29 protein-coding genes are annotated in these 26,360 nt (G+C 73.5%); 13 read left to right on the forward strand and 16 right to left on the reverse strand.

The window, feature by feature from the left end; genetic code table 11:
- Window positions 1-53: 53 nt before the first annotated feature.
- From RCO28_RS28950 to RCO28_RS28965, 4 genes are all read right to left on the reverse strand, one after another.
- Window positions 54-290, reverse strand: a complete 237-nt coding sequence (locus RCO28_RS28950) for a hypothetical protein (RefSeq protein ID WP_308944240.1) — start codon at window positions 288-290, stop codon at window positions 54-56.
- Window positions 291-363: 73 nt separating this feature from the next.
- Entirely contained in the window at window positions 364-1,302 is a 939-nt protein-coding gene (locus tag RCO28_RS28955; protein WP_308944241.1) for an endonuclease/exonuclease/phosphatase family protein, read from the reverse strand.
- Complete coding sequence (locus tag RCO28_RS28960; protein ID WP_308944242.1) at window positions 1,295-4,294, reverse strand: SMC family ATPase; 3,000 nt, start codon at window positions 4,292-4,294, stop codon at window positions 1,295-1,297. The genes RCO28_RS28955 and RCO28_RS28960 overlap by 8 nt, the downstream gene beginning before the upstream one ends.
- Window positions 4,291-5,454, reverse strand: a complete 1,164-nt coding sequence (locus RCO28_RS28965; RefSeq protein ID WP_308944243.1) for an exonuclease SbcCD subunit D — start codon at window positions 5,452-5,454, stop codon at window positions 4,291-4,293. Before RCO28_RS28965 ends, RCO28_RS28960 begins: the two co-directional genes overlap by 4 nt.
- Before the next feature lie 352 nt (window positions 5,455-5,806).
- Between RCO28_RS28965 and RCO28_RS28970 the strand changes: the two genes are divergently transcribed.
- Window positions 5,807-6,433, forward strand: coding sequence for a YigZ family protein (locus RCO28_RS28970; protein ID WP_308944244.1), 627 nt, complete (start codon window positions 5,807-5,809; stop codon window positions 6,431-6,433).
- A gap of 22 nt (window positions 6,434-6,455) precedes the next feature.
- Here RCO28_RS28970 and RCO28_RS28975 read toward each other — a convergent pair whose 3' ends face one another.
- Window positions 6,456-6,728 carry a hypothetical protein gene (locus tag RCO28_RS28975; protein ID WP_308944245.1) on the reverse strand — a complete coding sequence of 91 codons (273 nt, stop codon included), beginning with the start codon at window positions 6,726-6,728 and terminating at the stop codon, window positions 6,456-6,458.
- Window positions 6,729-6,916: 188 nt separating this feature from the next.
- Between RCO28_RS28975 and RCO28_RS28980 the strand changes: the two genes are divergently transcribed.
- Window positions 6,917-7,882 carry a rod shape-determining protein gene (locus RCO28_RS28980; RefSeq protein ID WP_308944246.1) on the forward strand — a complete coding sequence of 322 codons (966 nt, stop codon included), beginning with the start codon at window positions 6,917-6,919 and terminating at the stop codon, window positions 7,880-7,882.
- A 16-nt stretch (window positions 7,883-7,898) separates the two neighbouring features.
- Here the strand turns inward: RCO28_RS28980 and RCO28_RS28985 are convergent, their stop codons facing one another.
- The gene (locus RCO28_RS28985; protein WP_308944247.1) at window positions 7,899-8,417 is read right to left on the reverse strand and encodes a DinB family protein; all 519 of its coding nucleotides are present in this window, start codon (window positions 8,415-8,417) and stop codon (window positions 7,899-7,901) included.
- A gap of 108 nt (window positions 8,418-8,525) precedes the next feature.
- Between RCO28_RS28985 and RCO28_RS28990 the strand changes: the two genes are divergently transcribed.
- On the forward strand, window positions 8,526-8,948 hold the full coding sequence (locus RCO28_RS28990; protein ID WP_308944248.1) for a CoA-binding protein: 423 nt from the start codon (window positions 8,526-8,528) through the stop codon (window positions 8,946-8,948).
- A gap of 54 nt (window positions 8,949-9,002) precedes the next feature.
- On the opposite strand, the gene RCO28_RS28995 is transcribed toward RCO28_RS28990, so the two are convergent.
- Together RCO28_RS28995 and RCO28_RS29000 are read right to left on the reverse strand one after the other, a co-directional pair.
- Entirely contained in the window at window positions 9,003-9,566 is a 564-nt protein-coding gene (locus tag RCO28_RS28995; RefSeq protein WP_308944249.1) for a YbaK/EbsC family protein, read from the reverse strand.
- A gap of 64 nt (window positions 9,567-9,630) precedes the next feature.
- On the reverse strand, window positions 9,631-10,203 hold the full coding sequence (locus tag RCO28_RS29000) for an XRE family transcriptional regulator (RefSeq protein ID WP_308944250.1): 573 nt from the start codon (window positions 10,201-10,203) through the stop codon (window positions 9,631-9,633).
- Window positions 10,204-10,341: 138 nt separating this feature from the next.
- Between RCO28_RS29000 and RCO28_RS29005 the strand changes: the two genes are divergently transcribed.
- Window positions 10,342-11,208, forward strand: coding sequence for a DMT family transporter (locus tag RCO28_RS29005; protein WP_308944251.1), 867 nt, complete (start codon window positions 10,342-10,344; stop codon window positions 11,206-11,208).
- Window positions 11,209-11,262: 54 nt separating this feature from the next.
- Here the strand turns inward: RCO28_RS29005 and RCO28_RS29010 are convergent, their stop codons facing one another.
- Window positions 11,263-12,075, reverse strand: coding sequence for an acyltransferase (locus RCO28_RS29010; protein WP_308944252.1), 813 nt, complete (start codon window positions 12,073-12,075; stop codon window positions 11,263-11,265).
- Window positions 12,076-12,223: 148 nt separating this feature from the next.
- Between RCO28_RS29010 and RCO28_RS29015 the strand changes: the two genes are divergently transcribed.
- Complete coding sequence (locus tag RCO28_RS29015; RefSeq protein ID WP_308944253.1) at window positions 12,224-12,754, forward strand: gamma carbonic anhydrase family protein; 531 nt, start codon at window positions 12,224-12,226, stop codon at window positions 12,752-12,754.
- A 222-nt stretch (window positions 12,755-12,976) separates the two neighbouring features.
- On the opposite strand, the gene RCO28_RS29020 is transcribed toward RCO28_RS29015, so the two are convergent.
- Window positions 12,977-13,414 carry a DUF4442 domain-containing protein gene (locus RCO28_RS29020; protein WP_308944337.1) on the reverse strand — a complete coding sequence of 146 codons (438 nt, stop codon included), beginning with the start codon at window positions 13,412-13,414 and terminating at the stop codon, window positions 12,977-12,979.
- A 211-nt stretch (window positions 13,415-13,625) separates the two neighbouring features.
- Between RCO28_RS29020 and RCO28_RS29025 the strand changes: the two genes are divergently transcribed.
- Complete coding sequence (locus RCO28_RS29025; protein WP_308944254.1) at window positions 13,626-14,759, forward strand: hypothetical protein; 1,134 nt, start codon at window positions 13,626-13,628, stop codon at window positions 14,757-14,759.
- Window positions 14,760-14,815: 56 nt separating this feature from the next.
- Window positions 14,816-16,126 carry an MFS transporter gene (locus RCO28_RS29030; RefSeq protein WP_308944255.1) on the forward strand — a complete coding sequence of 437 codons (1,311 nt, stop codon included), beginning with the start codon at window positions 14,816-14,818 and terminating at the stop codon, window positions 16,124-16,126.
- Here the strand turns inward: RCO28_RS29030 and RCO28_RS29035 are convergent.
- From RCO28_RS29035 to RCO28_RS29045, 3 genes are all read right to left on the reverse strand, one after another.
- The gene (locus RCO28_RS29035; protein ID WP_308944256.1) at window positions 16,088-16,954 is read right to left on the reverse strand and encodes a fused MFS/spermidine synthase; all 867 of its coding nucleotides are present in this window, start codon (window positions 16,952-16,954) and stop codon (window positions 16,088-16,090) included. The two genes, RCO28_RS29030 and RCO28_RS29035, sit on opposite strands and share 39 nt — an antisense overlap.
- 44 nt (window positions 16,955-16,998) lie before the next feature.
- Entirely contained in the window at window positions 16,999-17,841 is an 843-nt protein-coding gene (locus tag RCO28_RS29040) for a patatin-like phospholipase family protein (RefSeq protein ID WP_308944257.1), read from the reverse strand.
- Between the two features lie 92 nt (window positions 17,842-17,933).
- On the reverse strand, window positions 17,934-18,686 hold the full coding sequence (locus tag RCO28_RS29045) for a DNA alkylation repair protein (protein WP_308944258.1): 753 nt from the start codon (window positions 18,684-18,686) through the stop codon (window positions 17,934-17,936).
- A 49-nt stretch (window positions 18,687-18,735) separates the two neighbouring features.
- On the opposite strand from RCO28_RS29045, the gene RCO28_RS29050 reads away from it, so the two are divergent.
- Window positions 18,736-19,473, forward strand: a complete 738-nt coding sequence (locus RCO28_RS29050) for a TVP38/TMEM64 family protein (protein WP_308944259.1) — start codon at window positions 18,736-18,738, stop codon at window positions 19,471-19,473.
- A gap of 202 nt (window positions 19,474-19,675) precedes the next feature.
- A complete protein-coding gene (locus tag RCO28_RS29055) occupies window positions 19,676-20,548 on the forward strand; it encodes an undecaprenyl-diphosphate phosphatase (RefSeq protein ID WP_308944260.1) in 873 nt (290 codons plus the stop codon).
- A 36-nt stretch (window positions 20,549-20,584) separates the two neighbouring features.
- Here RCO28_RS29055 and RCO28_RS29060 read toward each other — a convergent pair whose 3' ends face one another.
- Window positions 20,585-20,779 (reverse strand): antitoxin, encoded by a 195-nt coding sequence (locus RCO28_RS29060; RefSeq protein WP_308944261.1) that lies wholly within the window; start codon window positions 20,777-20,779, stop codon window positions 20,585-20,587.
- A gap of 167 nt (window positions 20,780-20,946) precedes the next feature.
- Here RCO28_RS29060 and RCO28_RS29065 point away from each other — a divergent pair, with 167 nt between their 5' ends.
- The 4 genes from RCO28_RS29065 to lnt all read left to right on the forward strand — a co-directional run bounded on the left by RCO28_RS29065 (window position 20,947) and on the right by lnt (window position 23,961).
- Window positions 20,947-21,297, forward strand: coding sequence for a deoxyxylulose-5-phosphate synthase (locus RCO28_RS29065; RefSeq protein ID WP_308944262.1), 351 nt, complete (start codon window positions 20,947-20,949; stop codon window positions 21,295-21,297).
- 104 nt (window positions 21,298-21,401) lie between these two features.
- On the forward strand, window positions 21,402-21,578 hold the full coding sequence (locus RCO28_RS29070) for a hypothetical protein (protein WP_308944263.1): 177 nt from the start codon (window positions 21,402-21,404) through the stop codon (window positions 21,576-21,578).
- A 70-nt stretch (window positions 21,579-21,648) separates the two neighbouring features.
- On the forward strand, window positions 21,649-22,167 hold the full coding sequence (locus RCO28_RS29075; RefSeq protein WP_308944264.1) for a nuclear transport factor 2 family protein: 519 nt from the start codon (window positions 21,649-21,651) through the stop codon (window positions 22,165-22,167).
- A 138-nt stretch (window positions 22,168-22,305) separates the two neighbouring features.
- Window positions 22,306-23,961: an apolipoprotein N-acyltransferase gene (lnt, locus tag RCO28_RS29080; protein ID WP_308944265.1), complete on the forward strand. Its 1,656-nt coding sequence runs from the start codon at window positions 22,306-22,308 to the stop codon at window positions 23,959-23,961.
- Between the two features lie 54 nt (window positions 23,962-24,015).
- On the opposite strand, the gene RCO28_RS29085 is transcribed toward lnt, so the two are convergent.
- A complete protein-coding gene (locus RCO28_RS29085; protein WP_308944338.1) occupies window positions 24,016-24,990 on the reverse strand; it encodes a Gfo/Idh/MocA family oxidoreductase in 975 nt (324 codons plus the stop codon).
- A 140-nt stretch (window positions 24,991-25,130) separates the two neighbouring features.
- A complete protein-coding gene (locus RCO28_RS29090; RefSeq protein WP_308944266.1) occupies window positions 25,131-26,339 on the reverse strand; it encodes an FAD-dependent monooxygenase in 1,209 nt (402 codons plus the stop codon).
- Between the last annotated feature and the right edge of the window lie 21 nt (window positions 26,340-26,360).

The following is a 26,360-nucleotide window of genomic DNA, read 5'->3' on the forward strand; positions in this document are numbered from 1 at the left end:
GCAGCCGGAGGGTACGGGGCCGCACTGACAACGCCCCGCCCCCTCGGTGCCGCTCAGATGTGGGAGGACACCACCGCCACTACCGCGGCCGGCCGGGGTGAGGCGGCCTCGGCCTCGGGGCCGGGCGCGGGCGACGCGGCGATGGGGACGGCGATCGCGGCGACGATGGCGAGGACGGCGGCGGCGCGCAGGGCGGTCTTGAGCACGGTGAAACTCCGATCCAACGGTCTGGACGTGGTCCCAGGCAGGGACGCGGTGATGTCGTACGCCTTGATCGTCGCGGCCCGCACCGGCCCCGGCATCCTCCGCAGGTCCTGGTCGTCTCCCCCGCGCGGCGGAGAGCGCCGACCGGCCCGACGCGACTCAGCCCAGCGCGATCCGGGCGGCGACCGGCAGATGGTCGCTGCCGGTCCGGGGCAGGGTGCGGAGGTCGGCGACGATCGCCCCACGCGCCATCACCTGGTCGATCCGGGCGACCGGGAACGCTGCGGGGAAGGTGAACGCCAAGCCGCGCTCCGCGACGTTCAGCCGCGAGGTCAGCGGGTCAAGCCCCCGGTCCTCGACCGTGCCGTTGAGGTCGCCGAGCAGGACCACCCGGCTCCGCCGCTCCGCGGCCACGACCTTCCCGAGCAGCTCGGCGCTCTCGTCCCGCCGGGCCGAAGCGAGGCCGCCCGCCCCCACCCGGACCGACGGCAGGTGGGCGACGTACACCGCGACGTCTCCGTGCGGAGTCCGCACCACCGCCCGCAGTCCGCGCCGCCAACTCTCCGTGATCCCACGGGGTTTGATGTCCACGAGCCGGGCCCCCGAGAGCGGATGCCGCGACCAGAGCCCGACCGTGCCCCGGACCGCGTGGTACGGGTAGTCCGAGGCGAGCGTCCTCTCGTACGCGGGCAGCGCCGAGGGCACCAGCTCCTGCACGGCGATCAGATCGGGCTCGGCGGCGGCCAGCGCGCGTGCGGTGCCCGCCGGGTCGGCGTTCTCGTCACTGACGTTGTGCTGCACGACGAGCAGATCGCGCGGCCCGGCCTGCGCCTCGGGCAGCAGCAGCCCGCCGAAGAGGTACGTCCAGGCCGCCACCGGCAGCACCAGGGCGGCCAGGGCCAGGGCGGACCGGCGCACGAGCGCGACGCCGAGCAGCACGACGACCACGAGCCCGAGCCACGGCAGGAACGACTCGAGCAGACTCCCCGACCGCACACCGGAGTTGGGCACCCACCGGTGGCCCAGGAGCAGCGTGGCCACCAGCACGGCGAGCCCCGCGAGCCACCGCCCGCGCGGCGCAGTCCCCCCGTTACCCACCCACGCCCCGCACCCGCACCCGCGACCCCGCCCGCCCCTTCACGACCTCCAGCTGGGCGTGGACGCGGCGGCGCAGGTCGGCGACGTGGCTGACGATGCCGACGGTGCGGTCGCGTTCGCGGAGGGAGTCCAGGACGTCGAGGACCTCGTCGAGCGTCTCGTCGTCGAGGCTGCCGAAGCCCTCGTCGATGAAGAGGGTGTCGAGGCGTACGCCGCCCGCCTCCTCGGTGACGACGTCGGCGAGGCCGAGGGCGAGGGCCAGGGAGGCGAAGAAGGTCTCGCCGCCGGAGAGCGTCGCGGTGTCGCGTTCGCTGCCGGTCCAGGCGTCCACGACGTGCAGGCCGAGCCCGGAGCGGCCGCGGCCCGCGCGGTCGTCGGAGTGGACGAGGGTGTAGCGGCCGGACGACATGCGCTGCAGGCGGGCCGTCGCGGCGGCGGCGACCTGTTCGAGCCGGGCGGCCAGGACGTACGACTCCAGGCGCATCTTGCGTTCGTTCTCCGCCGACGTGCCCGCCGTGAGGCCCGCGAGCCGGGCGACGCGGTCGAACACGGTGCGCAGCGGCCCCAGTTGGCGTGTCTCGGTGGCCGACTGGCGGGAGAGGCGGTCGAGTTCGGCGCAGCGGTGGTCTGCGGCGGCGCGTGTCGTGACGGCGGTGCGCAGCCGGCGGTCGGCCGCCTCCGCCGTGACCTGGGCTGCGGCGGGGTCAGCGGGCGGGAGCCGGTCGGCGGCGGCCGTCTCGGGCTCGGCGAGGACCGCGCGTACGGCGGCCTCCTCCTGCCGGCGGGCGTCGATGCGGTGCTGGAGTTCGCGGTACGCGGCGTCGTCGAGGGCGGCGTCGGCGGCGTCCTGCGGGGTGGCGAAACCGGCGCGGTAGGCGGCGTCGGCGAGGCGGGCGTCGGCGTCCTTGAGGCGGCGGGCGGCGTCCTCGGCGGCGCGTACGGCGTCGGCCGCGTCGGTGAGCAGGGCCGCCTGCCGTTCCAGTTGGGCGGCGCGCTGGGCGACGCTCGCGGCGCCGCCCCTGGCCTGCGCCAAGTCCTCCTCCAGGGTGGCCTGTTCGCGGTCGAGGGACTCGCGCAGGGAGGTGCGGGACGCGGCGCGGGTGGCGGCCTCCTGGCGCTGGGCGAGCCGCCGCTCGTGCTCGGCCTCGGCGCGGGCGAGTGCCTCGCGGGCGCCGTGCAGGCCGAGCGCGAGCTGCCGGGCATCGGCGTGGTGGCGCGTCAACTCCTCAGCGGCGTCGGCGAGTTCGCGGGCGGGCGCGTCCCCGGCGGCGGCGGTCTGCGCGGCGAGGGCCTCGCGTACGTCGGCGAGGGCGCGCTCGGCCTCGGCGCGCCGCTCGTCGGCCTGCCGGTACGCGGCGAGCGCGGCCTCCTCGTCCTGGCGTCCGACGTGGCCCTCGACCGTACGGGCGGGCTCCGGATGGTCGGTGGCGCCGCAGACGGCGCAGGGCTCGCCGGGGGTGAGGCCCTGCGCGAGTTCGGCGGCGATGCCCTGGAGGCGGCGCTCCTTGAGGTGCAGCCAGTGCTCGTGCGCCGCCCCGGCTGCCTCGCGGGCGGCGAGGGCCTGCTCCTTGGTCCGGCCCGCCTGGGCGTCGAGCCGGTCGCGGCGGTGTGCGGCGGCGGCGCGCTCGCGGGCGGGTTCGAGCTGCCCGGCGAGGTGTTCGGCGCGGGTCGCGGCGTCCTGGGCGTGCTCGATCCGCTCCTGGAGCGTGCGGCGGCTCGTCTCCCAGCCGTCGAGCCAGGCGGCGGCCTCGTGCAGGGCCTCCGTGTCGGCGCGTTCCTGCCGGTCGGCCTCGGCGCGGCGCTCGGTGAGCTCGGCGATCCGCTGTTCGGCGCGGCGGGCGGATTCGAGGCCGCCGAGCTCCTCAAGTGCCTTGCGGGCGGCGGTGGTCAGGCCGGAGGCTGAGGCTCCGTCGAACGCGGCGGGAAGCAGTGCCCGCGCGCCCGCCTCCGCCCGGCGGGCGCTCTGGTGCTCGGCGTCGGTCTCGGCACGCAGGGCGAGCGCGGGCGTCACGGCCTCGGCCTTGCGGGCCCGGTCCATCCGCTCCTGCCAGGCCCGCTGCTCCCCGGCGCGCTCGTCGAGCCGTACGGCCCCCGCCCGCGCCTGTGCGTACCGGGCCTGCAGCCGGTGGGTCTCTCGTACGGCGTCGAGTGCGGTCTGGGCGCTGGCCTGGGCGGACTCGGCGGCGGTGACGGCGCAGGCGGCGACGGCGAGGCGCTCGCGGGCACCGGCGCGGGCGACGGCCGCCCACTGAGCCAGGGCGGCGGCGAGGCCGGGTTCGCCGGAGGCGATGTCGGGGAGCGGGAGTTCGGCGGCGTCGCCCGCGGCCTGCTGGATGCGGTGGGCGACGGCGAGGAGCCGGTCGTCGCCCGCGCTGACCTGGGCCTGGGCGGTGCGGCGCCGCTCGGCGAGATGGGTCTCGACGGCGGCGAAGCGGCGGGTGTCGAAGAGCCGTCCGAGGAGCTTGCCGCGCGCCTCGGCGTCGGCGCGCAGGAACCGCGCGAAGTCGCCCTGCGGCAACAGGACGACCTGGCAGAACTGCTCGCGGCTCATGCCGAGCAGCGACTCGATCTCGTGGCCGATCTCCTGGTGGGAGCGGCTGAGGTCCTTCCAGCTGCCGGACTCCGCGTCGTACTCGCGCAGCCAGGCCTTGGCCTTCTCGGTGGTGGTGCCGGTGCCGCGCTTCTTCGGGCGCTCCCAGGGCGGCTGCCGGGTGACCTCGATGCGGCGTCCGGCGACGGTGAGGTCGAGGCACACCTCGGTGCGTACGGCGGGGGCCGCGTGGTCGGAGCGCAGGGTGCCGCCGGGGGTCTGGCGGGCGCCGGGCACGGCGTTGTAGAGGGCGAAGCAGACGGCGTCGAGGACGGAGGTCTTGCCCGCGCCGGTCGCGCCGTGCAGCAGGAAGAGCCCGGCGCTGCCGAGCTCGTCGAAGTCGACCTCCTGGCGTCCGCCGAAGGGCCCGAAGGCCGTGACCGCGAGGTGGTGCAGCCTCACCGAGCGACCTCCTTGACGCCGTCGGAGACGCGCACGTCGTCGAACGCGGCCTGCAGCACGGCCCGTTCGGCCTCGTCGGGCCCGGCGCCGCGGACGTGGGCGACGAAGTCCTCGGCGATCTCCCGGTCCTCGCGGCCCTTGAGCCGCTGCGCGTACGAGACGACCGGATCGCCGTCGGGCCTGCGCGGGGCGAAGGCGAGGCTGAGGGTGTGCGGGAAGCGGGCGCAGAGCCGGGCCATGGGTTCCTGCGGGCGCACGGAGTCGGTGAGGGTGGCCTCCACCCAGGCGTCCTCGTACCGCTCCAACTCCGGTTCGGCGAGCAGCACTTCGAGCTCACCCTCGATCCGGGCGAGGCGGCGCGGCACCGGGCAGTCGATCCGCCCGGCGGCGATCTCCCCGGCGGGCCCGAGGTCGATGAGCCACATGGTCTTGCGGTGGTGCTGCTCGGAGAAGGAGTACGCGAGCGGGGAGCCGGAGTAGCGGACGCGCTCGGAGACGGTCTGGCAGCCGTGGAGGTGGCCGAGCGCGGCGTAGTCGACGCCGTCGAAGACGGTGGCGGGCACGGACTCGACGCCGCCGACCGTGATGTCCCGTTCGCTGTCGCTGGGTTCCCCGCCGGTGACGAAGGCGTGCGCGAGGACGACGGAGCGGGTGCCGGGCGGGCGCTCCGCCAGATCGGCGCGTACGCGGTCCATGGCGGCCCCGATGACCGCCTCATGAGCGGCCTTCTTCACCTTGAACTCGTCCTTGACCAGGGCGGGTTCGAGGTAGGGAAGGCCGTAGAAGGCGACGTCGCCGTGCTCGTCGGCCAGGACCACGGGCGTGTCACAGGCGGCGGGGGCCGTCCGCAGGTGAATGCCCGCGCGCCCGATCAGCCCGGCCCCGACGCCGAGCCGCCGGGCGGAATCATGATTCCCGGAGATCATCACGGTCGGCACACCGAGTTCGGCGAGCCGGTGCAGCGCGTCGTCGAAGACCTCGACGGCCGCGAGCGGCGGCACGGCCCGGTCGTACACATCGCCGGAGACGAGCACCGCATCGACCTGCTCGGCCCGCACGGTGGCGACGAGATGGTCGATGAACGCCCGCTGGGCGTCGAGCAGATTCACGCGATGGAACGCCCGCCCCAGGTGCCAGTCCGACGTGTGAAGGAGCCTCATGATCCCCGAGGGTATCGGCCGGTCGGCGCTGCTTCGGCCGGTTTCGGGACGTACGGGCGTCCCACGTGACCACCGTCACCGCTCGCCGGGACGAGGCACGGCGCCGGCCCGCTCACTTCTGCTTTCCCCTCCCCGCCCCTTCCCGAAGCCCTCGCCGGACGGGCTGATGGATAGGGGCGCGGGGAACTGCGCATCTTTTCAGGGGCGCGGGGAACTGCGCAAAGCCCGAGCCACGACGGCGGGAAAGCCGAACGACGACAGGGGGGAGCCCCTCCGCGATTGAGGAGCGGGGGGCCGGGGGCGGAGCCCCCTGGGGGAGGAGGGGTCGGCGGTGCGCACATAGGCTGGCCGGATGCAGGACGAGTACCGCACCGTGGCCCGCGAGGGCGTGCACGAGACCGAGGTCAACCGCTCCCGCTTCCTGTGCGCGCTCGCGCCGGCGGCGACGGAGGAGGAGGCCCAGGCGTTCGTCGCGCGCGTCCGCAAGGAGCACCCGGGCGCCAACCACAACTGCTGGGCGTACGTGATCGGCGCCGACGCGTCCGTGCAGAAGGCGAGCGACGACGGGGAGCCCGGGGGCACGGCGGGCGTGCCGATGCTGCAGATGCTGACGCGGCGGGACATGCGGTACGTCGTCGCGGTCGTCACGCGCTACTTCGGCGGCGTGAAACTCGGCGCGGGCGGCCTGATCCGGGCGTACGGCGGCGCGGTCGGCGAGGCCCTGGACGCGCTCGGCACGATCACGCGGCGCCGCTTCCGCCTCGCCACGGTGACGGTGGACCACCAGCGCGCGGGCAAGGTGCAGAACGATCTGCGGTCCACGGGGCGCGAGGTGCGGGACGTGCACTACGGCGAGGCGGTGACGATCGAGATCGGCCTGCCGGACGCGGACGTCGAGGCCTTCCGCGCCTGGCTCGCGGACGCGACGGCGGGCACGGCGGAGCTCCAGCTCGGCGGGGAGGCGTACGGGGACGCGTGAAGGCCCGCCCGCGCCGGGGCGCTCACTCCTCGTCCGGCGCGGCCTCGTCGACCTCCGCGACCCAGCCGTACGGCAGCTCGTCGCCGTCGACGGTCGCGGCCTCGACGGTGCGGGTCGCCGGGTCGATGTCCGCCTGGACGCCCTCGCCCGCGTACCGGGGGAATCCGCTCGCGCCGGTCTCGCCGGTGCGCACGACGGTGGCCGAGCGCAGCGCGGTGCCGTGGTCGGGATGGCCTTCGGCGTCGGTGAGCTGGGGCTTCAGGACGACGGTGAACCGCTCCGGGATCGCGCTCATGCCCCGAGGCTAAGCCGCACGCCGGGACCCCGCCTCCCGTCGGCCGGGCCCTTCCGCCACGCACCGCTGAATCGGACGCCCCACGCTCGCCGCCCTGTTCGGGCTGTGCGAGCGTCGAAGGCACGGCCCGCCTGTTCCCTTCGGGTTCCCGGGTCTCCGGCGTACCGGTTCCAGTGAGCGGAGAGCCCATGCGCACCTTGGCCCGCGGATACTCGATCGACCTCGGCAGCGCGATGCTGCGGATCCTCGCCCGCAACGGGGAGCGGATCCTGCACATGCCGACGGTCGCCGCGCTCGACTTCGAGGGCCGAATACGCGCACGGGGCAGCCGCGCCGTGGAGATCCAGGGCAGCCGTCCGGACATGCTGCACCTGGTCCGGCCGGTGCTGCAGCGGTCCGTCGCCGACCCGCTGGTCGCCGCGTATCTGCTGCGCGCGGCGCTGCGGGAGGTCTCGGGCGACGCCAAGGCCAAGCACTTCGCCGCCGCGACGCTGTGCGTGCCGGACCGGTTGGGCGAGCTACAGGCCGAGGCCCTGCTTGTGGCGTGCGAGACGGCAGGGCTGCGGCGGGTCCGGCTTGTCGCCAAGTCCCTTGCCTCCGCGGTCGGTTCGGGCATTCCGCTGGCCGAGCCCGCGGGCGCGCTCGTCGTCGACGTGGGCGCCGAGCGCAGCTCCGCCGCGCTGCTCTCCTGCGGTGACGTGATCGCGACGAGCAGCTTCCCGGTCGGCGGGCTTGACGTGGACGAGGGGCTCGTACGGCTCCTCCGGCACCGGCACGGGCTGATCATCTCCCCGACCGAGGCGGAGCGCACCAAGGTCCGGATCGGCACGGCCGCGGCCGACACCCTTCCGGTACGCGGCCACGACCTGCTGCGCGGCCTGCCCGACACCCGCACGGTCCCGGTCGCGGACCTGGCCCGGGTCCCCCTCGCCACGTATGACGCCCTGGCGAAGCATGTGCTCGCCCTGCTGTCGGACAGTCCGCCGAAGCTGGTGGAGGACGTGCACGACCGGGGCCTCGTCCTGTGCGGCGAGGGCGCCCGCATGCGCGGCCTCGCCGACCGCCTCCGCGACCACCTCAGCCTGCCGGTCCACGTTCCGGACCAGCCGGGGGACGTGGGGGTCCTCGGCGCCTGGGACGTGGTGGAGGTCTGACCGCCGGGCAGGGGAGCTACTCCCCCGATTCCCCCGTCGCCCCGTCGACGCGCTCCCGCAGCAGATCGGCGTGGCCGTTGTGGCGTGCGTACTCCTCGATCATGTGCGTGAGGACGTAGCGCAAGGTGTACTCCTCGCCGTGGGCCGTCCCGGTCACGTCGAGCGAGGCGGCCGAGGCGGTGAACTCCCTTGCGTACGCGCACTCTTCCCGCCAGGCCGCGAAGGCCTCGCCGGGGTCGGCGCCCCCCACGTCGAACTCGGCGAACTCACCCGGCCGCCCGCCCGGCCAGCGCGTCGTGGTCGCCTGCCCGGCAAGGACGCCCCGGAACCAGCTCCGCTCGACCTCGGCCGCGTGCCGGACGAGACCGAGCAGGGTGAGCGCGGAGGGTTCGACGGCCCGCGTGCGCAGTTGCCCGACGGTGAGGCCCGCGCACTTGCGCTCGAGGATCGCCCGCTGGTCGTCGAGGAAGCGGCAGAGCGAGGCGCGCTCGTCCGCCTCGGTCCGCAGGGGCCGGGTGTCGTTCCGCTGAGTCATCCGGCCATCCTGGCAACAGCGACGGCGGGAATGCCCGCCGGGTCGCGGCTGTTGGCGTGGACGGAGCACTGCCGACCGGGCAGTGGAGCGAACCGACGGAGGCCGAGCATGTACGCGGACGAGGCGACCATCCGCAGGATTCTCACGGAGACCGGGGACACCTGGGCGGTCGTCGGCCTGTCCGGCAACCGGGAGCGCGCTGCGTACGGGGTCGCCGAGGTGCTGCAGCGCTTCGGGAAGCGGATCGTCCCCATCCACCCGAAGGCGGAGACGGTGCACGGAGAGCAGGGGTACGCCTCGCTCGCGGACGTCCCCTTCCCGGTGGACGTGGTCGATGTCTTCGTCAACGGCTCGCTGGCAGGCCAGGTGGCCGACGAGGCGGTCGCGGTGGGCGCCCGGGCGGTCTGGTTCCAGCTGGGCGTGCTCGACGAGGCGGCGTACGAACGGACGCGCGCGGCGGGCCTGGACATGGTGATGGACCGGTGCCCGGCGATCGAGATACCCGGCCTGGACTCAGCGCCTGCGCGGTAACCGCCGGGCGGCCAGGGCGAGTTGGCCCCGGCACGCTGGCATCCCCGCGTCCGCTCAGCCCGCCGCCACCCCGAGCCCTTCGATGACGACCGCACCGGGCAGCTCCGCGAAGGCCTTGCCCGGCACGATCAGCTTGCCGCGCCTGCGGCCGCTGCCGACCAGGACGTACGGGACGTCGAGGACGGCCGCGTCCACGAGGACCGGCCACTCCTCGGGCAGCCCGATCGGCGTGATGCCGCCGTACTCCATGCCGGTCTCGCCGGTCGCCGTGTCCATCGGGGCGAACGAGGCCTTGCGGGCGCCGAGTTGACGGCGGACCACGCCGTTGACGTCCACGCGCGTGCCGGACAGGACCAGGCAGGCCGCGAGGCTGCTCTCGCCGCCGCGCTTGCCGGAGACGACCACGCAGTTCGCGGACTGGTCGAGGAGCTCGGGCCCGTAGTGCTCCACGAAGACCGCCGTGTCGGCGATCTCCGGGTCCGTGTCGACGTACACGAATCGCTCGGCGGGGACGCTGCCGCGCCAGTGGCGTACCGCGTTGGCGACGGGCGTGGTCAGCTCGTCCAGGCACTCGGGGGCGGGACGGGCGTGGTCGAAGGAGCCGATGGGAGCGCGCATGAGCTGAACGTAACAGCGCACCCCGGGGCCGCCCCCGGCCGTCTCACGTGCCGAACGCGCCCCGTCACGTCGCCGGCGGGATGGACACCGCCATCGTCATCTCGACCGGCACGTCACCGTCGTTGTGATAGCCGTGCGGGACGTTCGACTCGAACGTGGCCGAGCATCCGGCCGGTACGGAGTGGTCGACGCCGTCCACCCGCAGGGTCAGGTCGCCCGCCGAGACGTGCACCAGCTCGACCGTGCCGCGCGGGTGCGGGTCGGACTCGCTGCTCTCGCCGGGCATGATCCGCCAGGACCAGAGTTCGAGCGGGCCGCGCTTCTCCGTGCCGACGAGGAGTTTGGTCCAACTCCCGGCCTCCGTCGACCACATGCGCACGATCTGCTCCTCGGGCACGACGCGGACGTGCCCGCCCTGCTCGTAGTCGAGGAGCGTGGTGATGCTGACGCCGAGCGCGTCGGCGAGCTTGACCGTCGTCCCCACGCTGGGGTTCGTCCGCGCCTGCTCGATCTGGATGATCATGCCGCGGCTGACCCCTGAGCGGGCCGCGAGGGCGTCGAGCGTGAAGCCGCGCTCACCGCGCCAGCGCTTCAGATTGCGGGCGAGCGACTGGGTGAGCTGATCGAGGTCCGACACGTCCCGTCCATGGTCGAGTCTGCGGGCAGAAACCGGCGCCACCACGCGCAGTCGAATATTTTGAATGATAGAGTTCACTTCACTGAACTACGGTGTGGTGCACCAAACGTCCAGCACACTGTACTGCGAGGCCGCCGCATGTCCGCACTCTTCGCCCTGGCCACCAGCCTCCTCTGGGGGCTCGCCGACTTCGGCGGAGGGCTGCTCACGCGACGTATCCCGGCCCTGACGGTCGTGGTCGTCTCGCAGTGCGTCGCGGTGGTCGTGCTCGGCGGACTCGTCGTCGCGACCGGCGCGTGGAGCGAGTGGGGCCCGCAGCTGTGGTTCGCGGTCGCCGCCGGTGCCGTCGGACCGGTCGCGATGCTCGCCTTCTACCGGGCCCTCGCCCTCGGCCCGATGGGCGTGGTCTCCCCGCTCGGCTCCATCGGCGTGCTCGTCCCGGTCGGCGTCGGCCTGCTCCTCGGCGAGCGGCCGGGACTCCTGCAGTACGGCGGGATCGCGGTCGCCGTCGTCGGCGTACTCCTCGCGGGCGGGCCGGAGTTGCGGGGTGCGCCGGTGCAGCGGCAGGCCATTCTGCTCACCTTCGTCGCCGCGTTCGGGTTCGGCGCCGTGATGGCGCTGATCGCGGAGGCCTCGACGACGGTCACCGGGCTGTTCCTCGCGCTCTTCGTGCAGCGCGTCACCAACGTCGTGGCGGGCGGCTCGGCCCTCTGGCTCTCGGTGCGGCGCGGGGCACGGGCCCTGCCGGAGGAGGGCGGGTTCCGGGTCGTGTGGGCGGCGCTGCCCGCGCTCGCGTTCGTGGGTCTCGCCGATGTGGCGGCCAACGGGACGTACGCGATGGCCGCGCGGACCGGACCCGTCACCGTCGCCGCCGTACTCGCCTCGCTCTACCCGGTGGTGACGGCGCTCGCCGCGCGCGGAGTGCTCAAGGAGCAGCTGCGCGCCGTCCAGGCCGCAGGCGCGGGACTCGCCCTCCTCGGGACCGTCCTCCTCGCCGGGGGCTGAGGTCTGCGGGCTCGACGCGGGCCTACTGACCGGCCCCGCCGGCACGACGCGGGCCTACTGTCCGGCCGCCCGGCTGTCCTCGGCGGCCTTCAGGTGGTCCGCCAACTCGGCGAGCGCGCGCAGCTCTTCGGGGGTGACGCCCTCCGGGATCGGCACCGGCGCGGGGGTGCGCAACGGCGGCTGCCAGCCCTGCTCGGCGTCCCAGGTCCGCACCACCCGCGCGGGCGCCCCGGCCACCACCGCGTGGTCCGGCACCTCGCCCCGTACGACGGAACCGGCCGCCACCACCACGTTCCGGCCGATGCGCGCGCCCGGCAGGATCACGGCGTTGGTGCCGATCCAGCAGCCCGGGCCGATCTCCACCGGCTCCATCCGCGGCCACTGCTTGCCGACCGGGGTGTGCGGGTCGTCGTAACTGTGGTTCGTGGACGTGACGTAGACGTTCGGGCCGAAGTAGCAGTCGTCGCCGATCGTCACCGAGGTGTCGGCGATGACATGGCTGCCACGGCCCAGGACCACACCGTCGCCGATACGCAGGATGGGCTCGGGCCCGAGATCCAGGTCCGGCATCAGACCCGCCGTCAGCGTGACCTGCTCGCCGATGATGCAGTGCGCGCCGAGCCGGATCCACGGTTCGCCGAAGACGGTGCCCTGCGGGAAGGCCAGCCTGGTTCCCGTACCGATCGCGCCGAAGCGCAGCCGCCCGGGGCGGGCCGCCGTGACCGCGCCTGCGCACTGCACCCAGCGCCAGCCGGCGTGCACGGCACGCGTGACGGCGCGGCGGCGCCAGGCGGCAAGAGCACTGCTCCGCCCGCCCGACCTGCCCGCCCTGCCCGCGAATGAGAACGCGTTCTTGTTTTTCGGCACCCGCTCACCGTACTCAGCGCCGCAGCGGCCGACAGGCCCGTGAGCTGTGATCTTCACCCCACCCGGCGCGCGAGGCCAGAGAGCCGTGACTTACCGTTCCGGAAAAGACATGGGCGCGACGGACACGAACGACAACCCAGGAGACGCAATGGCAGAGCGGGCGTTGATCGCAGGCGTCGGCGGCGCGGAACCCGAGGTGGACGAGACGGCCTTCGCCGCGCCCACCTCCGTCGTCATCGGCGACGTGACCCTGAAGGCGGGGGCCAGCGTCTGGTACCACACGGTGCTGCGCGCCGACTGCGGCCCGATCGTCCTCGGCGCCGACAGCAACATCCAGGACAACTGCACCGTGCACGTCGACCCGGGCTTCCCGGTGACCATCGGCGACCGGGTCTCGGTGGGCCACAACGCCACGGTGCACGGCTGCACGATCGAGGACGACTGCCTCATCGGCATGGGCGCGACGCTCCTCAACGGCGCGGTGATCGGCGCCGGTTCACTCGTCGCGGCGCAGGCGCTCGTACCGCAGGGACTTCAGGTGCCTCCGGGTTCACTCGTCGCGGGCGTACCGGCGAAGGTCAAGCGCCCGCTGACCGACGAGGAGCGCGAGGGCATCAAGCTGAACGCGGCGATGTACACGGAGCTGGCGAAGACGCACGCGGCTGCGCACGCGGAGTAGGTCTTACGGAGGGTGATCCGGGTCGTCGACCTTGGCACCGCAGATCGCCCTCCGGGCTCGTCCTCAAACTCCCCCAGCCTCCGGCCGGGAGGTGCCCCCAGACGGGCTTGATGTGGCCGCTGACATGCCCAGCGGGCGCACGCGGCGCAGCCCACGGGATCACACGGGACGGCCCCGCTCCCCTGCCTGCGGCGTAGGGGGCGGGGCCTGGGGAGGTGTGGCTCAGCTGTTGGGGCGCAGCGTCCAGACGACGGTCATCTCGGTGGTCACGGCGCCGTCCCCACGGGTGACGGCGACGGCCACGGGGAACTCGGGCCGCTTGCCCTCGTCCAGCTCCGCGAGCACGTCGGCGATCGGGCGGCCGAGGGTCGCGGTGGCGGTGACGCGGCCCGTGGCGATCTTCTTGAACGCGATGTCGGCGGTGACCGGCAGCGGCACGGCACGCGACAGCTGGTCCCCGAACGCGGCGAGGACGATGGCGCCGCTGGCCGACTCCCCGAGCGTGAAGATCGCCCCGGCGTGGGGGCCGCCGACGTGGTTGCGGTAGTCGGGGTCGTCGGGCAGGTGGAGAACGGCCCGCTCGGGCGTGGTCTCGGCGTACTCCAGGTTCAGGGTCCGGACCATCGGGACGGTGGCGGCGAGCATCTCGCCGATGGACATCTGGTCAGCGCTCATGAGCGGGATGTTACCCGTGGGTATCTTCCACGCCTCCGGCCACCCCGGTGACGTACGTCACGTGCCGCTCGGCCACTCCGGAGCGGCACCTATATGCGCAGGTCACCCCCTTTGCCCGGCCCTTTGGGCGGCCCGCAGGTCACAATTGGGGGCGCGCGTGGCAGGCGGGCCCGCCGCACCTCTATCGTTACGGGCCATGTGGCCAGGACAGCAGCCGCCCGGGGGCGAGCAAAACCCGCAGGACCCTGATCAGCAGCAGTACCAGCAGCCGGGGTACCCGCAGTCGGGACAACAGCAGCCCAACCCGTACGCACAGCCGGGCTATCCGCAGCAGGCCACGCCTCCCGCGGGCGCGCCGATGCAGCCGGGCACTCCTCCCCCGCCCCCCGGTGCGCCCCTGCAGCCCGGCACGCCGCCGCCCGGCGCGTACCCGCAGCAGGGCGACTACCAGCAGCAGGGCGGACCGCACTGGAACGTGCCGACCACTCCGCTCGGCGCGCCCCAACCCCCCGGCGGCGGCCGGAACAAGACGACCGTCACGGCGATCGTCGCGGCGACCGCGGTCGTGATCGCCGCCGGTGTGACGGGCTTCCTGGTCCTCGGCGGCAAGGACGACAAGACCAAGGACGAGTCCAAGGGCAGCGAGAAGAAGCCCACGTCCTCCGCCCCGGCCACGCCGAGCGAGGAGCCCTCGCCCACGGAGGAGGGCCGCGGCAACGGACCTTCGGTCGAACCGGTCATCGACGGCTGGCAGGTCGTGGTCAACCCCAAGCGCGGCACCGCCTTCGACGTACCCCCCGGCTGGGTCGTCAAGGAGCCGGACAGCACGCTGAGTTACCTCGACGAGAAGACCGAGAAGCCGGTCACGACGATGACGGGCATCACGGAGTACAAGCCCGACTGGTGCCAGTACGACGAGGACGAGGACGGCCAGAAGGACAGCTGGAAGCTGGCCGCCGCGGGCACCAAGGGCGCCAACGGCGCGAAGAACACCGGCGAGGCCGCGCAGAACACCGTCGGCTGGTGGGTGTACGGCCCGTACACGCAGCCCAGCCAGAAGAACATCGGCCTGTCCAAGCCCTCCAAGTACAAGTCGAAGCTCACCGGCCTCGAGGGCAGCATCGCGTACGCCGAGTCGCAGGGCGTGCCGAAGTCCAAGAACCCGTGTGCCACCGAGGGCAAGGCCCTGTCGTTCGCGTTCAAGAACAAGGCCAACGACTTCGTGGTGTGGTCGCTCTTCGGTCCGAAGGACGTGAAGGACGAGCTCAGCGAGGCCACGATCAAGAAGATCCTCAGCTCGGTGCGGCTCGCGGGCATGCCGCAGAGCTGACCTCGCTCCGCTGAAGCGGTTTGGCAGGCCAGGGGCGGTGCGGCGATAGTTCAGCGGTGGACAGAGCCGTGACGCCCCGACTGCGCCGCCCCGCCTGGGCCGGCCGCAACTACACCCTGCTGACCGCGGCCGCGGTCGTCACCAACCTGGGCAGCCACGGCGCCCTGATCGCCGCGGCCTTCGCGGTCCTCGACGCCGGGGGCGACGGCGGTGACGTGGGGCTCGTCGCCATGGCCCGTACGATCCCGCTCGTCGTCTTCCTGCTCATCGGCGGCGCCGTCGCCGACCGGCTGCCGCGGCACCATGTGATGGTCGCCGCCAACATCCTCAACTGCCTTTCCCAGGCGGCGTTCGCGGTCCTGGTCCTCGCCGGGGAACCGCAGCTGTGGCAGATGATGCTGCTCACCGCGCTCGGCGGTACGGGCCAGGCGTTCTTCAGCCCGGCCGCCGAGGGCATGCTGCTCTCCAGCGTCACCGGGGACCAGGCGAGCCGCGCGTTCGCCCTCTTCCGGATGGCGATGCACGGCGCCGCGATCGGCGGTGCGGCGCTCGGCGGCGCCCTGATCGCGGCGATCGGGCCCGGTTGGGTGCTCGCCGTGGACGCGGTCGCGTTCGCGCTCGCCGGTGGGCTGCGCGCGTTCCTGCGGGTGGCCGACGTGCCCGAGCGCGCGCCCGGCGGCGGGATGCTCGCCGATCTGCGGGACGGCTGGCGGGAGGTGATCGGCCGGCCCTGGCTGTGGACGATCGTCGTCCAGTTCTCCGTGGTGGTGGCGGTGATCGGCGCGGCCGAGGCGGTCTACGGTCCGCTGGTCGCCCGGGACTCGCTCGGGGGTGCGGCGCCCTGGGGCCTCGCCCTGAGCGCGTTCGGCGTGGGCACGATCGCGGGCGCGTTCCTGATGATGCGGTGGAAGCCGCGGCGGCTGCTGCTCGCCGGTTCGCTGTGCGTGTTCCCGCTCGCACTGCCGTCGGCGGCGCTGGCCGTGCCGGTCCAACTCCCGCTGCTCGCCGCCGCGATGTTCGTCAGCGGCGTCGCCATCGAGGTGTTCGGCGTCTCGTGGATGACGGCCCTGCACCAGGAGATCCCCGAGGACAAGTTCTCCCGGGTCTCCGCGTACGACTGGTTCGGCTCCGTCTCCCTCGTCCCCCTGGCCACTGCACTCGCGGGCCCGGCCGAGACGGCCTTCGGCCGGGGCACCGCGCTGTGGGGCTGCGCGGTGCTCGTCGTGCTGATGACGGCGGCGGTCCTGTGCGTCCCGGACGTACGCCGCCTCACGCGCCGCACCGAGGAGAAGGTGGCGGGCTCCTCCGGTCCGGCCGGGACGGACGCCTCAGCCGACGCTGAAGGTGCCGCCCGGCGGCTCGGGTGAGGCCACGGCGTCCTGCTCGGCCACGGGTCGCGCGTCCCCGACGAACCGCCGCAGCTCCGCGCCGCCGGTGACGCGCGCCGGGAACACGTCACCGGCGGTACGCCTCGCGAGGGCGGCGGTGTCGAGTTCGCGGTGTGCGGCGACGAGGACCGCGTTGCCGAAGCGCCGCCCGCGCAGCACGGCGGGTTCGGCGATGAGCAGCAGCTCCTCGAACACCGCCCGGAACGTGGCGAGTTGGGAGCGCAGGAAGGTGAACGGGGCACTGTCGGGGAGGTTGGCGAGGTAGATCCCGTCGGGCCGAAGGACGCGCTCGGCCTGGCGCGCGTAGTCGAGGGTGCTCAGGTGCGCGGGCACCCGCGAGCCGCCGAAGACGTCCCCGACGACGACGTCCGCACTGTCGTCCGGCGCCGCCTCCAGCCAGGCGCGGGCGTCGGCGCGATGCGTACGGATCCCGGAGCCGTCGGCCACCGGCAGCACTTCGGCGATCAGCCGGGCCAGACCCTGGTCGGCCTCGACGACGTCCTGCGCCGACCCGGGCCGGGTCGCGGCGAGGTAGCGCGGCAGCGTGAGGGCACCCCCACCGAGGTGCACGACATCGAGGGGCCGCCCCTCGTCCGCAGCGAGATCGAGTACGTGCGCGAGCCTGCGGGCGTACTCGAACTCCAGGTACGTGGGCTCGTCCAGATCCACGTACGACTGCGGCGCACCGTCGACGGTCAGGAGCCAGGCCCGAGGGCGGTCGACGTCCGGCAGCAGCTTGGCGGTGCCGTGGTCCACGGGGCGGGTGACGGGGATCGGCTCGTCCGCCGGGGGTGTCGATGCGTCCACGGGGTGATTGTGCCGGGGCACGGAGGCCAGTCCCAGGGAGGGGATCAATTCACCCACACCCGCCCCACCTCCCCCACCCAAGCAGCCGCCTGCGCAAGCCCCGCCCGCGCCGCGGGCGCCCGACGGCTCGGGTCCAGGGTCCGGCGCCCGAACGCACGGCGCGCCTCCGCGTTCGGGGTGATCACAGTCACCCGCGCACCCTCCGCGGCCAAGCGTTCCGCCTGACGCCGCGGGGAGGGCAACGGACCGCCGCCCGCCGGTTGCGGGGCGAGCACGACGACCCGCGCGTACCCCGTGGCCAAATGCACGTTGGCGCAGGAGTGGATCCCGCCGTCGATCCACTTGCGCCCCTCGATCGTGACGGCAGGCCACACCCCGGGCACCGCACAGCTCGCCGCGACGGCGTCCACGACCGGCACCCCGCTGGCGGCGTCGAAGGCCCGCAGCTCCCCCGTGGCCGCGTCGACCGCGGTGACGAGCAGGCGCCGCTCAGGCCAGCGGTGGGAGACGAGGCGCCGCGCGATCACCTCGCGCCGCGACGCCTCGTCCCCCGTGTCGGCGGCCACGGCGAGCGCGCCGAGCTTCCTGCCGTACGCCTCGGGGGTGCGTGAACCGAGCACGGCGCGGGCGTACTTGAGGACGAGCCCCGCGCCCAGCTGTCCGGGGATCTCCCCGGCGGGATCGGCGAGTTGGCGCTCGTACAGCTCGGGCAGCGTCAGCTTGCCGGAGGTGAGCTGGGCGCCGACGACGGAGCCCGCGGAGGAGCCGACGACCAGGTCGGCGTCGCTGAGGTCCACGCCCGCCTCGGCGAGGCCGTGAAGCACGCCGATCTCCCAGCCGACGCCGCTGAGTCCACCCGCTCCGAGCACCAGTGCCGTCTCCGCCATGACCGCCACCCCTCCGCCGTACCGCCGTGCCGGTGCACGGCTCGCAGGGGCAGCAGTCTGGCGCACGGCGCCGCGCCCGGTCCCGGCGGGGGTCAGGCTCCGACGTTCTTGAGCGCCTCGCGCACCGACAGCGGCGCGAGCCGGTCGGCGTGGTCGGCGACGAAGGCGCGGACGGCGTCCGGGTCCGTCTTCGCGTACTCCCGCAGGCACCAGCCGACCGCCTTGCGGATGAAGAAGTCGGGGTGGCCGGACTGCCGCAGGCAGTAGGCGAAGAGGCGTTCGGTGTCGGTGGCGTCCTTGAAGCGCAGCTGGTGCAGGAGTGCCGTACGGGCCACCCACCGGTCGTCGTCCTCGATCCAGCGGTCCATGTCCCGCCTGAGCCCCGGGTCGGCCGCGACGAGCCCGCCCACCACGTGCCCGGCGAGGAGGTCCACGGTGTCCCACCACGAGACGGTCGTCACGAGATGCCGGGCGACGGGCAGGAACGCGGACGAGCAGGCGCGCACGTACCGCCGCAGGTAGTCCACGGCGAAGTAGTGGTACTCCCGTTCCGGCAGCCGCCAGCAGCGCAGCGCGACCGCCGCGCAGTCCGCCTCGCCCGGCCGCGGCAGCCCGGCGAGCACCCCGCGGGACAGGGCCCGCCGCTCGGTCGACATGATCCCGAGGAACGGCGCGACGCCCTTCATGTACGCGGCCATCTCCCCGGCACGCTCCGCGTCGGCGCCCTTCGGGTACGTGAGGACCAGCCGCGCGAGCACCTCGTCGGCGAGCTCACTGGCGGGAACGGGGGGCGCCCCGGGAGACGTGGCGGACTCGGCGGAGCCGGACGGCACTGTGGCGCACATGAGACGCACCATACGGCGATCACACATATGTGTCGGTTAGTCTCCCCGGATGTTCGATCCCGTGCCCCGGCCCGCGGCCGCCACCCCCGAGGGCTTCGCCGTACGCGTCGGCCGCGTGCTGCTCGCCCCGTGGTCCCGGTTCGCCCTGCTCGTCGTGCTGCTCGCGGCGGCCGGCACGAGCGTTCTCCTCCTGGAACCGCAGCAACTCATCGCCGACGGCTGGCCGGTGCGGCTCAACGGCGCGACAGCGGGCATGGGCGTGATCGTGTTCGCCGTCGCGTACGGACTGTGCACCGCCGCGTTCGTGCCCCGGCCGCTGCTCAACCTGGCGGCGGGTGCCCTGTTCGGTACGCAGGCGGGTCTTGCCGGGGCGATCGCGGGCACCGTCATCGGCGCGGGCATCGCCTTCGGTCTGGGCCGGGCGCTCGGCCAGGACGCCCTGCGACCGCTGCTGCGCGGCCGCCTCGTGCACGCGGTGGACGGCCAGCTCAGCCGGCACGGCTTCCGCTCGATGATGGCGGCGCGGCTCTTCCCCGGGGTGCCGTTCTGGGCCTCCAACTACTGCGCGGCGGTCTCCCGCATGGGCTGGTTCCCGTTCCTCCTCGCCACCGGCCTCGGCTCGATCCCGAACACGGCGGCGTACGTGGTGGCGGGCAGCCGCGCGAGCACGCCGACCTCCCCCGCCTTCCTCGTCGCCATGGGCTTCATCGCCCTGACCGGTCTCGCCGCGGCGATCGTCGCCTGGTGCAAGCGCCACAAGCTGCGCGGCGACAGCACCACGGGGTGACGGCCGACCGCGCCCGGCTCTTGACCGGCACAACCCCTGGGCAGGCCCCCGAAAGGCTGCCGCTACGCTTCCCCTGAACAACGGCGACGACCACAGAGCCAGATGCCTAAGCCGACACCTCGACCGTCCATCCACTCAGGGGTCCTGACCTGCCAGTTCGCTGGTCAGTCCATGATCAGTACGCGAATGGCCTAGCACCCACATGTCTTGGTTCGAATCCTTCATCCTCGGACTCGTGCAGGGGCTCACCGAGTTCCTCCCCATCTCCTCCAGCGCCCATCTGCGGCTCACGGCGGCCTTCGCGGGCTGGCACGACCCGGGTGCCGCGTTCACGGCCATCACGCAGATCGGCACGGAGACCGCGGTCCTCATCTACTTCCGCAAGGACATCGTCAGGATCGTCTCGGCCTGGTTCCGTTCGCTCACCGACAAGGAGATGCGCGGCGACCACGACGCCCAGATGGGCTGGCTGGTGATCATCGGCTCGATCCCGATCGGCGTCCTCGGCATCACGCTCAAGGACCAGATCGAGGGCCCGTTCCGTGACCTGCGTCTGATCGCGACGACGCTGATCGTCATGGGCATCGTCCTCGGCATCGCCGACCGCCTGGCCGCCCGCGACGAGGTCGGCGGCCGCCACCGCGCCATCCGCGAACGCAAGACCCTCAAGGAACTCGGCGTACGCGACGGCCTGATCTACGGCATCTGCCAGGCCATGGCCCTGATCCCGGGCGTCTCCCGCTCCGGCGCGACCATCAGCGGCGGCCTGCTCATGGGCTACACCCGTGAGGCGGCGGCCCGGTACTCCTTCCTGCTCGCCATCCCGGCGGTGCTCGCCTCGGGGGCGTACGAGCTGAAGGACGCGGGCGAGGGCCATGTCTCCTGGGGGCCGACGATCTTCGCGACGATCATCGCCTTCATCGTGGGCTACGCGGTGATCGCCTGGTTCATGAAGTTCATCACCACGAAGTCCTTCATGCCCTTCGTCTACTACCGCGTCGTCCTCGGCACCGTCCTGTTCATCCTCGTGGGCATGGGTGTACTGAGCCCGCACGCGGGAGAGTCCGCGGGCTGACACCCCTGACCGTCGGCACCCCTCAGGAGCCGGGCGTCACTGCTGCGGCGGCTGGTCCTTGTCCTGGCCGGCTCCAAACTGCCCCTTGAGCTTGTCCTGAGCGGTGTCGACCTGGCCCTTGTACTTGCCCTGGGTCTTCTCGTCGACCATGTCACCGGCCTTGTCGACGCCCTTCCCTGCCTGGTCCTCGTGGCCCTTGAGCATCTGCTTGAGCTTGTCCATCACAGACATGGCAGCCCTTCCTGCTTGGCTTTCTCGGGTCCTTCCAGCATCGCGGACCTGTGCCCGGGGTGCATCCGCTGACGCGATACGCGGGCTCCGCCGCAGCTCAGGCGCGATGGCCCGGCGGTGGCGAAATCCGGCTGCCCCGTGCCCGTACCTGTCCGTAGCGTGCGGCCATGAGAATCATGCGGAGCCATCTCGTCTGCCTCGGCTGCCGGCACGCGTTCAAGAAGGCGTCGCCGGGGCCGGTGCCCTGCCCCACCTGCCGGCTGCCGATGATCGACGCCGGTGAGCAGCTGGCCGTACCGCCGCGTCGGGACCTGGACGGCTGGCAGGCCCTGACCGTGGTCCTCCGGGCCGGGCTGCGTTTCCACCCGAGCTGTGGCTGTATGCCGGACGGGCCCGGCTATCGTCCGCGCACGATGCGCGAGGTGCGCGAACGCCAGGAGCTCGCCGCCCGAACCGGCCGTCCCCTCGCGGAAGTTCTCGCCGACCCCGATCCCTGGGCCGAAGAGGGACAAGGGTGAACACCGGCGACTTCCACGCATATTGCTGTGGGTGTGACCGGATAGGCACAGAAGTCGCGCTCAGGGCACGGTCGTTGTCATACCCAGGCCCTAGACTCTTTCACATGATCGCCACTTCGCCCGATGGTGTCCCGTGGTCCGCCGACCAGTTGAACGAGCGGATACGCGGCCTGATGCTGTGCTCCGGCGGGCGGTTGAGCGATGAACAGCGTGCTGAGTACCAGGTGCTTGTGGTCGCCTGGGCAGCGGCCATTCGTGAAGAGGTAGTGAAGGTCGCCTGACCGGCAGGCGTCCTGCGCCGGTCCGCGCACGCCCCTTGGCCTCGCGGCTCCGGGCGACAACACTGAATCGATGACGCAGCGCGTGGACCTCGCAGCCGTGATGGACCGGCTCGCCATCGACACCCTCATCTCCGACTACGCCATGGCCGTCGACGACGGCGACTGGCTCGCGTACCGCGGCCTCTTCACCCCCGACGGCCGGGCCGACTACAGCTCCGCGGGCGGCATCGAAGGCGCCGCCCACCAGGTCGCCGAGTGGCTGGCCGGCACCCTCCAGCTCTTCCCGATGCGCCAGCATCTGATCGTCAACCGCAGACTCCGCTTCGGTCCGCTCGAAGGGGACGTGGGCGACACCGCCCAGGTGCAGGCCGACTACACCAACCCGATGCGCACCCGGCCCGACGGCGGCGCCCCGGACTTCGAGTGCGGCGGGCGGTACACGTTCTCGGTCCTGCGCACCCGCGTCGGCTGGCGCGTCACCAAGGTCGTCGTACGCGAGAAGTGGCGCCGTACGGCGATCGAGCGGCCGGACTCGGAGGACCGGCGGGAGCGGCCTCCCGCCCCGCGCCGGCAGCCCGACGGCTCCTGACCTCGCACCCTCCACCCTCCGCGACCGAGCCGGTACGCCACGCGCCACGCCCCCTGTCGAAGATCGCGAAGCGGGCGCACACTGGACGTACGTACGCACGGGTACGCACCGGACGTCCGGTGCCGAGGGAGGCACGGCATGGAGCTGACCGGCCGGTCGACCGGCGTACTGCGCAGGGTCGGCTTCCGGGACGGCGGCCCGAAGGGCCTGTCGCGGCTCCGGCACACCGGAAGCGACGCCCGGACGCGCGGCTCGGGCCGGAGCGGGCCCGTCGGCCGGCTGCTCGACTCCCGCTGGGGGCGCGGCGCCCTCGCCGTCCTCGCGGGCGCGCTGCCCGCGCTCGCCTTCCCGGAACCGTCCTGGTGGTGGTTCGCGTACGTCGCGCTCGTGCCCTGGCTGCTGCTGGTCCGCTCGGCGCCGACCGCGCGCAGGGCCGTGTACGACGGCTGGCTCGGCGGGGCCGGGTTCATGCTGGCGGTGCACCACTGGCTGCTGCCGAGTCTGCATGTCTTCACGTTCGTGATCGCCGTGCTGCTCGGCGCGCTGTGGGCGCCCTGGGGGCTGCTCGTACGGCATCTGCTCGGCGGTTCGCCCGCGCCCCGGCGGGTCGCGGCGGCCCTGGTGCTTGTGCCCAGTGGGTGGTTGATGGTCGAACTGGTGCGGTCCTGGGAGGGGTTGGGCGGCCCGTGGGGGCTGCTCGGGTCGAGCCAGTGGCAGGTCGAGCCAGCGCTCCGGGTCGCCTCGGTGGGCGGAGTGTGGCTGCTGAGCCTCGTTGTCGTCGCCGTGAACACCGCGTTCGCCGTGCTGATCGCGGTGGAGCGGGCCCGGGTCGCGGCGGTGGCCGGAGCGGCGGCCGTGGCCATCGTCGCCTCCGCGGCCTGGGCGTGGGCACCCCGTCCCCAGGCGGCGGGTTCGGCGCGGGTCGCCGTCGTCCAGCCCGGCGTGATCGAAGGCGTGGGCAGCGTCGCGAAGCGCTTCGCGCGCGAGGAGGCGTTGACTCGTACGGTCGCGGGGCGCGGCGTCGACCTGGTCGTGTGGGGCGAGAGCAGCGTCGGGTACGACCTGGACGAGCGGCCCGACCTCGCGGCACGCCTGGGGCAGCTGTCCCGGGAGGTCGGCGCGCAGATCCTGGTGAACGTCGACGCGCGCCGCTCCGACGAGCCCGGAATCTTCAAGTCCGCGATCCTCGTGGGTCCCGAGGGCCCGACCGGCGGGCGCTACGACAAGATGCGGCTCGTGCCGTTCGGCGAGTACGTACCGGCGCGCGCCCTGCTCGGCTGGGCCACCTCGGTCGGCAGGGCCGCGGGCGAGGACCGCAGGCGCGGCGAGGCCCCCGTGGTCCTGCCGGTGACCGGCAACCCGGACGCCTCCGGCGCCCGGGCCTGGGGGAAGGTCGGGCCGCTGGTGTGCTTCGAGTCGGCGTTCCCCGACATGAGCCGCCATCTGACGCGCTCGGGTGCGCAGTTGCTGCTCGCCCAGTCGGCGACGTCCACGTTCCAGGACAGTTGGGCGCCCGCCCAGCACGCCTCGCTCGCCGCCCTGCGCGCCGCCGAGAACGGCCGCCCGATGGTGCACGCCACGCTCACCGGCGTCTCCGCGGTCCACGGCCCGGACGGCGCACGCGTGGGCACCGCGCTGGGTACGGAGGAGAGCACGGCCCGGACGTACGACGTCCCCCTGGCCACCGGCACGACGCTGTACGTCCGCTTCGGCGACTGGGCGGTGTACGGAGCGGTCCTCGCACTGGCTCTGCTGTGCGGCTGGGAAGCACGGCGCGCTCTCTGGCGCCGTTAGGGACCGCCTCCCCGATCTTTGCGTTGCCCTGGCCGCCGCCGGGCATCCCGCCCCTCAGGCGCCGGGCGCTCCCGCAGCTCCCGCAGCTCCCGCAGCTCCCGCCGTCCCCGCAGCCCCCGCAGCCCCCGCAGCCCCCGCCAGGGACTCCCGTACCACCCGTTCGCACATCTCGTGCGTCGCCAGCGCGTCCCGCGCGCTGACCACCCGGCCCGCGCGGACCTCGTCCAGGAAGGCGTGCACCGACTGCTCGATGCCGCGCTGGCGGGCGACCGGGACCCAGTCGCCGCGTCGGCGGATCGTCGGCTGGCCCTTGTGGTCGATGACCTCGGCGAGGTTGCGCACCTCGCGCTTGGTGTCCTGGCCCGAGACCTCGAGGATCTCCTCCGTGGACCCGCTGAGCCGGTTCATGATGCCGAGGGCCGTGAACCCGTCACCGGCGAGCTGCAGCACCACGTGGTGCATCAGACCGTCCCGTACGCGAGCGCGCACGGAGATGTCGTCGACCGGACCCGGCGCGAGGAACCGCAGGGTGTCGACGACGTGGATGAAGTCGTCGAGCACCAGCGTCCGCGGGTCCTCGGGCAGCCCGACCCGGTTCTTCTGCATCACGATCAGCTCGCGCGGATGCTCGGCGCACTGCGCGTACCCGGGCGCGAGGCGGCGGTTGAAGCCCACGGCGAGGCTCACGTTCCGCTCCTCGGCGAGCGCCACGAGCCGCTCGGACTCGGCGAGTTCGTATGCGAGCGGCTTGTCGACATACGTCGGCACACCCGCGTCGAGCAGCCGCGTGACGATGTCGGGGTGCGCCACCGTCGGCGCGTGCACGAAGGCCGCGTCGAGGCCCTGGGCGAGGAGCCCGTCGAGGTCGGCATGGCACTGCTCGACCGGCACGCGGTGCGCGGCGGCGACGCGTTCGAGCGTGGCGGGCGTGCGGGTCTGCAGATGCAGCTCCGCCCCGGGGAGTGCGCCGAGGACGGGCAGATAGGCCTTCTGCGCGATGTCGCCGAGCCCGATGCAGCCGACCTTCACGTACATGCTCCTGAGGTTCGCGGTGGTGCGAGCGCTGCTCGCGGTGCGGAATGCCCGGAAGCATACGTGCCGCTCGGGGCTCAGGGCAGGGCGGAGGGCGCAGGGTGGAGGCGGGAGCGCGGGGCGCGGGGCGCGGCCGGTCAACTCCGGGACCGGGACGCCTCCGTACGCCCGGCGCCGGTCTGCCGGTCCTGCGGCGGGTGCCAGTCCATGATGCCGTCGAGGGTGCGCAGGACGAGGTTCGGGCCGGCCTTGTTCACGCCCGCGATCAGCGCGTTCCGCAGCAGCATCACCGGGCGGCTGCAGGGTGCGGTGTTGATACGGCCCGTGCGGTACGCCTTGGCGACGATGCCCATCGTGCGCGGCAGCCGCTCCGCCGAGTACGCCGCGAGGGCCGGGCCCGGCTCCCGCTCCGGGTCGACGTGGTGGGCGAGGACCACCGCGTCCTCGATGGCCTGGTTGCCGCCCTGCCCGAGGCTCGGCGTCATGGCGTGCGCGGCGTCGCCGAGCAGGGCGACCCGGCCCTTGTGGTACGCGGGCAGCGCGTGCCGCATGTAATACACGTCGTGCCGCAGGATCTGCTCGGGCGCCACACCGGCGAGGATCTCCGGGATCGGCTCGTGCCAGTGCCCGAACCTCCGCATCAGCTCCGCCCGTTCGCCGCCGGGCGCCTCCCACCCGGCGGGCACTCCGGCCGCCGCGTACGCGTACGCCGTACCGTCCTTCATCAGGTGCGAGCCCCACAACTCGCCCTGCCCCCAGGTCTCGTGCGAGCCGAAGTGCCGCTCGGGTGCGGGCACGACGACGCGCCAGGTGGTGAACCCCGCGTACGTCGGACCGGGGTGCCCGGGGAACAGGGCCTTGCGCACGACGGAGTTGATGCCGTCCGCGCCGACGACCAGCTCGGCCTCCAGATCCCCGGCGTCGGTCGTCACCGTGGCGGGCCGGCCGGGTCCGCCGGGGTCGGCGAGGCGCGCGGCCAGGCCGGTGCGGACGGTGCCCTCCGGCAGGCGGGAGCGGAGCACGTCGACCAGGGTGGCGCGGTGCAGCAGCACAAGCGAGCCGCCGAACCGCTCGGCGATGGCCTCGCTGCTGGTACGGGAGAGCCAGCGGCCGCTGGGCGTACGCAGTCCGCCGTCGCGCTGCCAGGCGGCGAGGGCCCGGATCTCGTCGCCGAGCCCGACGACGTCGAGGGCGCGCTGGGCGTTGGGCGCGAGGGAGATGCCGGCGCCCACGGGCTCCAACTCGGGCGAGCGCTCCAGGACGGTCACCGCCCAGCCCTGCTGATGCAGCACGGCGGCCGCGGTGAGACCGCCTACGCCGCCTCCGATCACGATGGCACGGGCCATGACGACTCCTCCCCTTCCTGA

Source organism: Streptomyces sp. LHD-70 (assembly GCF_031157275.1).
Taxonomy (GTDB): Bacteria; Actinomycetota; Actinomycetes; order Streptomycetales; family Streptomycetaceae; genus Streptomyces.

What these genes read in the sequence shown, in the direction of transcription:
- RCO28_RS28965 (WP_308944243.1), bottom strand. Translation starts at nt 5,454, where the DNA reads ATGAGGCTCCTTCACACGTCGGACTGGCACCTGGGGCGGGCGTTCCAT.
- RCO28_RS29005 (WP_308944251.1), top strand. Translation starts at nt 10,342, where the DNA reads ATGTCCGCACTCTTCGCCCTGGCCACCAGCCTCCTCTGGGGGCTCGCC.
- RCO28_RS28995 (WP_308944249.1), bottom strand. Translation starts at nt 9,566, where the DNA reads ATGCGCGCTCCCATCGGCTCCTTCGACCACGCCCGTCCCGCCCCCGAG.
- RCO28_RS28980 (WP_308944246.1), top strand. Translation starts at nt 6,917, where the DNA reads ATGCGCACCTTGGCCCGCGGATACTCGATCGACCTCGGCAGCGCGATG.
- RCO28_RS29090 (WP_308944266.1), bottom strand. Translation starts at nt 26,339, where the DNA reads ATGGCCCGTGCCATCGTGATCGGAGGCGGCGTAGGCGGTCTCACCGCG.
- lnt (WP_308944265.1), top strand. Translation starts at nt 22,306, where the DNA reads ATGGAGCTGACCGGCCGGTCGACCGGCGTACTGCGCAGGGTCGGCTTC.
- RCO28_RS29060 (WP_308944261.1), bottom strand. Translation starts at nt 20,779, where the DNA reads ATGTCTGTGATGGACAAGCTCAAGCAGATGCTCAAGGGCCACGAGGAC.
- RCO28_RS28970 (WP_308944244.1), top strand. Translation starts at nt 5,807, where the DNA reads ATGCAGGACGAGTACCGCACCGTGGCCCGCGAGGGCGTGCACGAGACC.
- RCO28_RS28985 (WP_308944247.1), bottom strand. Translation starts at nt 8,417, where the DNA reads ATGACTCAGCGGAACGACACCCGGCCCCTGCGGACCGAGGCGGACGAG.
- RCO28_RS29020 (WP_308944337.1), bottom strand. Translation starts at nt 13,414, where the DNA reads ATGTCCATCGGCGAGATGCTCGCCGCCACCGTCCCGATGGTCCGGACC.
- RCO28_RS29025 (WP_308944254.1), top strand. Translation starts at nt 13,626, where the DNA reads ATGTGGCCAGGACAGCAGCCGCCCGGGGGCGAGCAAAACCCGCAGGAC.
- RCO28_RS29065 (WP_308944262.1), top strand. Translation starts at nt 20,947, where the DNA reads ATGAGAATCATGCGGAGCCATCTCGTCTGCCTCGGCTGCCGGCACGCG.
- RCO28_RS29055 (WP_308944260.1), top strand. Translation starts at nt 19,676, where the DNA reads ATGTCTTGGTTCGAATCCTTCATCCTCGGACTCGTGCAGGGGCTCACC.
- RCO28_RS28990 (WP_308944248.1), top strand. Translation starts at nt 8,526, where the DNA reads ATGTACGCGGACGAGGCGACCATCCGCAGGATTCTCACGGAGACCGGG.
- RCO28_RS28975 (WP_308944245.1), bottom strand. Translation starts at nt 6,728, where the DNA reads ATGAGCGCGATCCCGGAGCGGTTCACCGTCGTCCTGAAGCCCCAGCTC.
- RCO28_RS29050 (WP_308944259.1), top strand. Translation starts at nt 18,736, where the DNA reads ATGTTCGATCCCGTGCCCCGGCCCGCGGCCGCCACCCCCGAGGGCTTC.
- RCO28_RS29075 (WP_308944264.1), top strand. Translation starts at nt 21,649, where the DNA reads ATGACGCAGCGCGTGGACCTCGCAGCCGTGATGGACCGGCTCGCCATC.
- RCO28_RS29045 (WP_308944258.1), bottom strand. Translation starts at nt 18,686, where the DNA reads ATGTGCGCCACAGTGCCGTCCGGCTCCGCCGAGTCCGCCACGTCTCCC.
- RCO28_RS29070 (WP_308944263.1), top strand. Translation starts at nt 21,402, where the DNA reads ATGATCGCCACTTCGCCCGATGGTGTCCCGTGGTCCGCCGACCAGTTG.
- RCO28_RS29040 (WP_308944257.1), bottom strand. Translation starts at nt 17,841, where the DNA reads ATGGCGGAGACGGCACTGGTGCTCGGAGCGGGTGGACTCAGCGGCGTC.
- RCO28_RS29015 (WP_308944253.1), top strand. Translation starts at nt 12,224, where the DNA reads ATGGCAGAGCGGGCGTTGATCGCAGGCGTCGGCGGCGCGGAACCCGAG.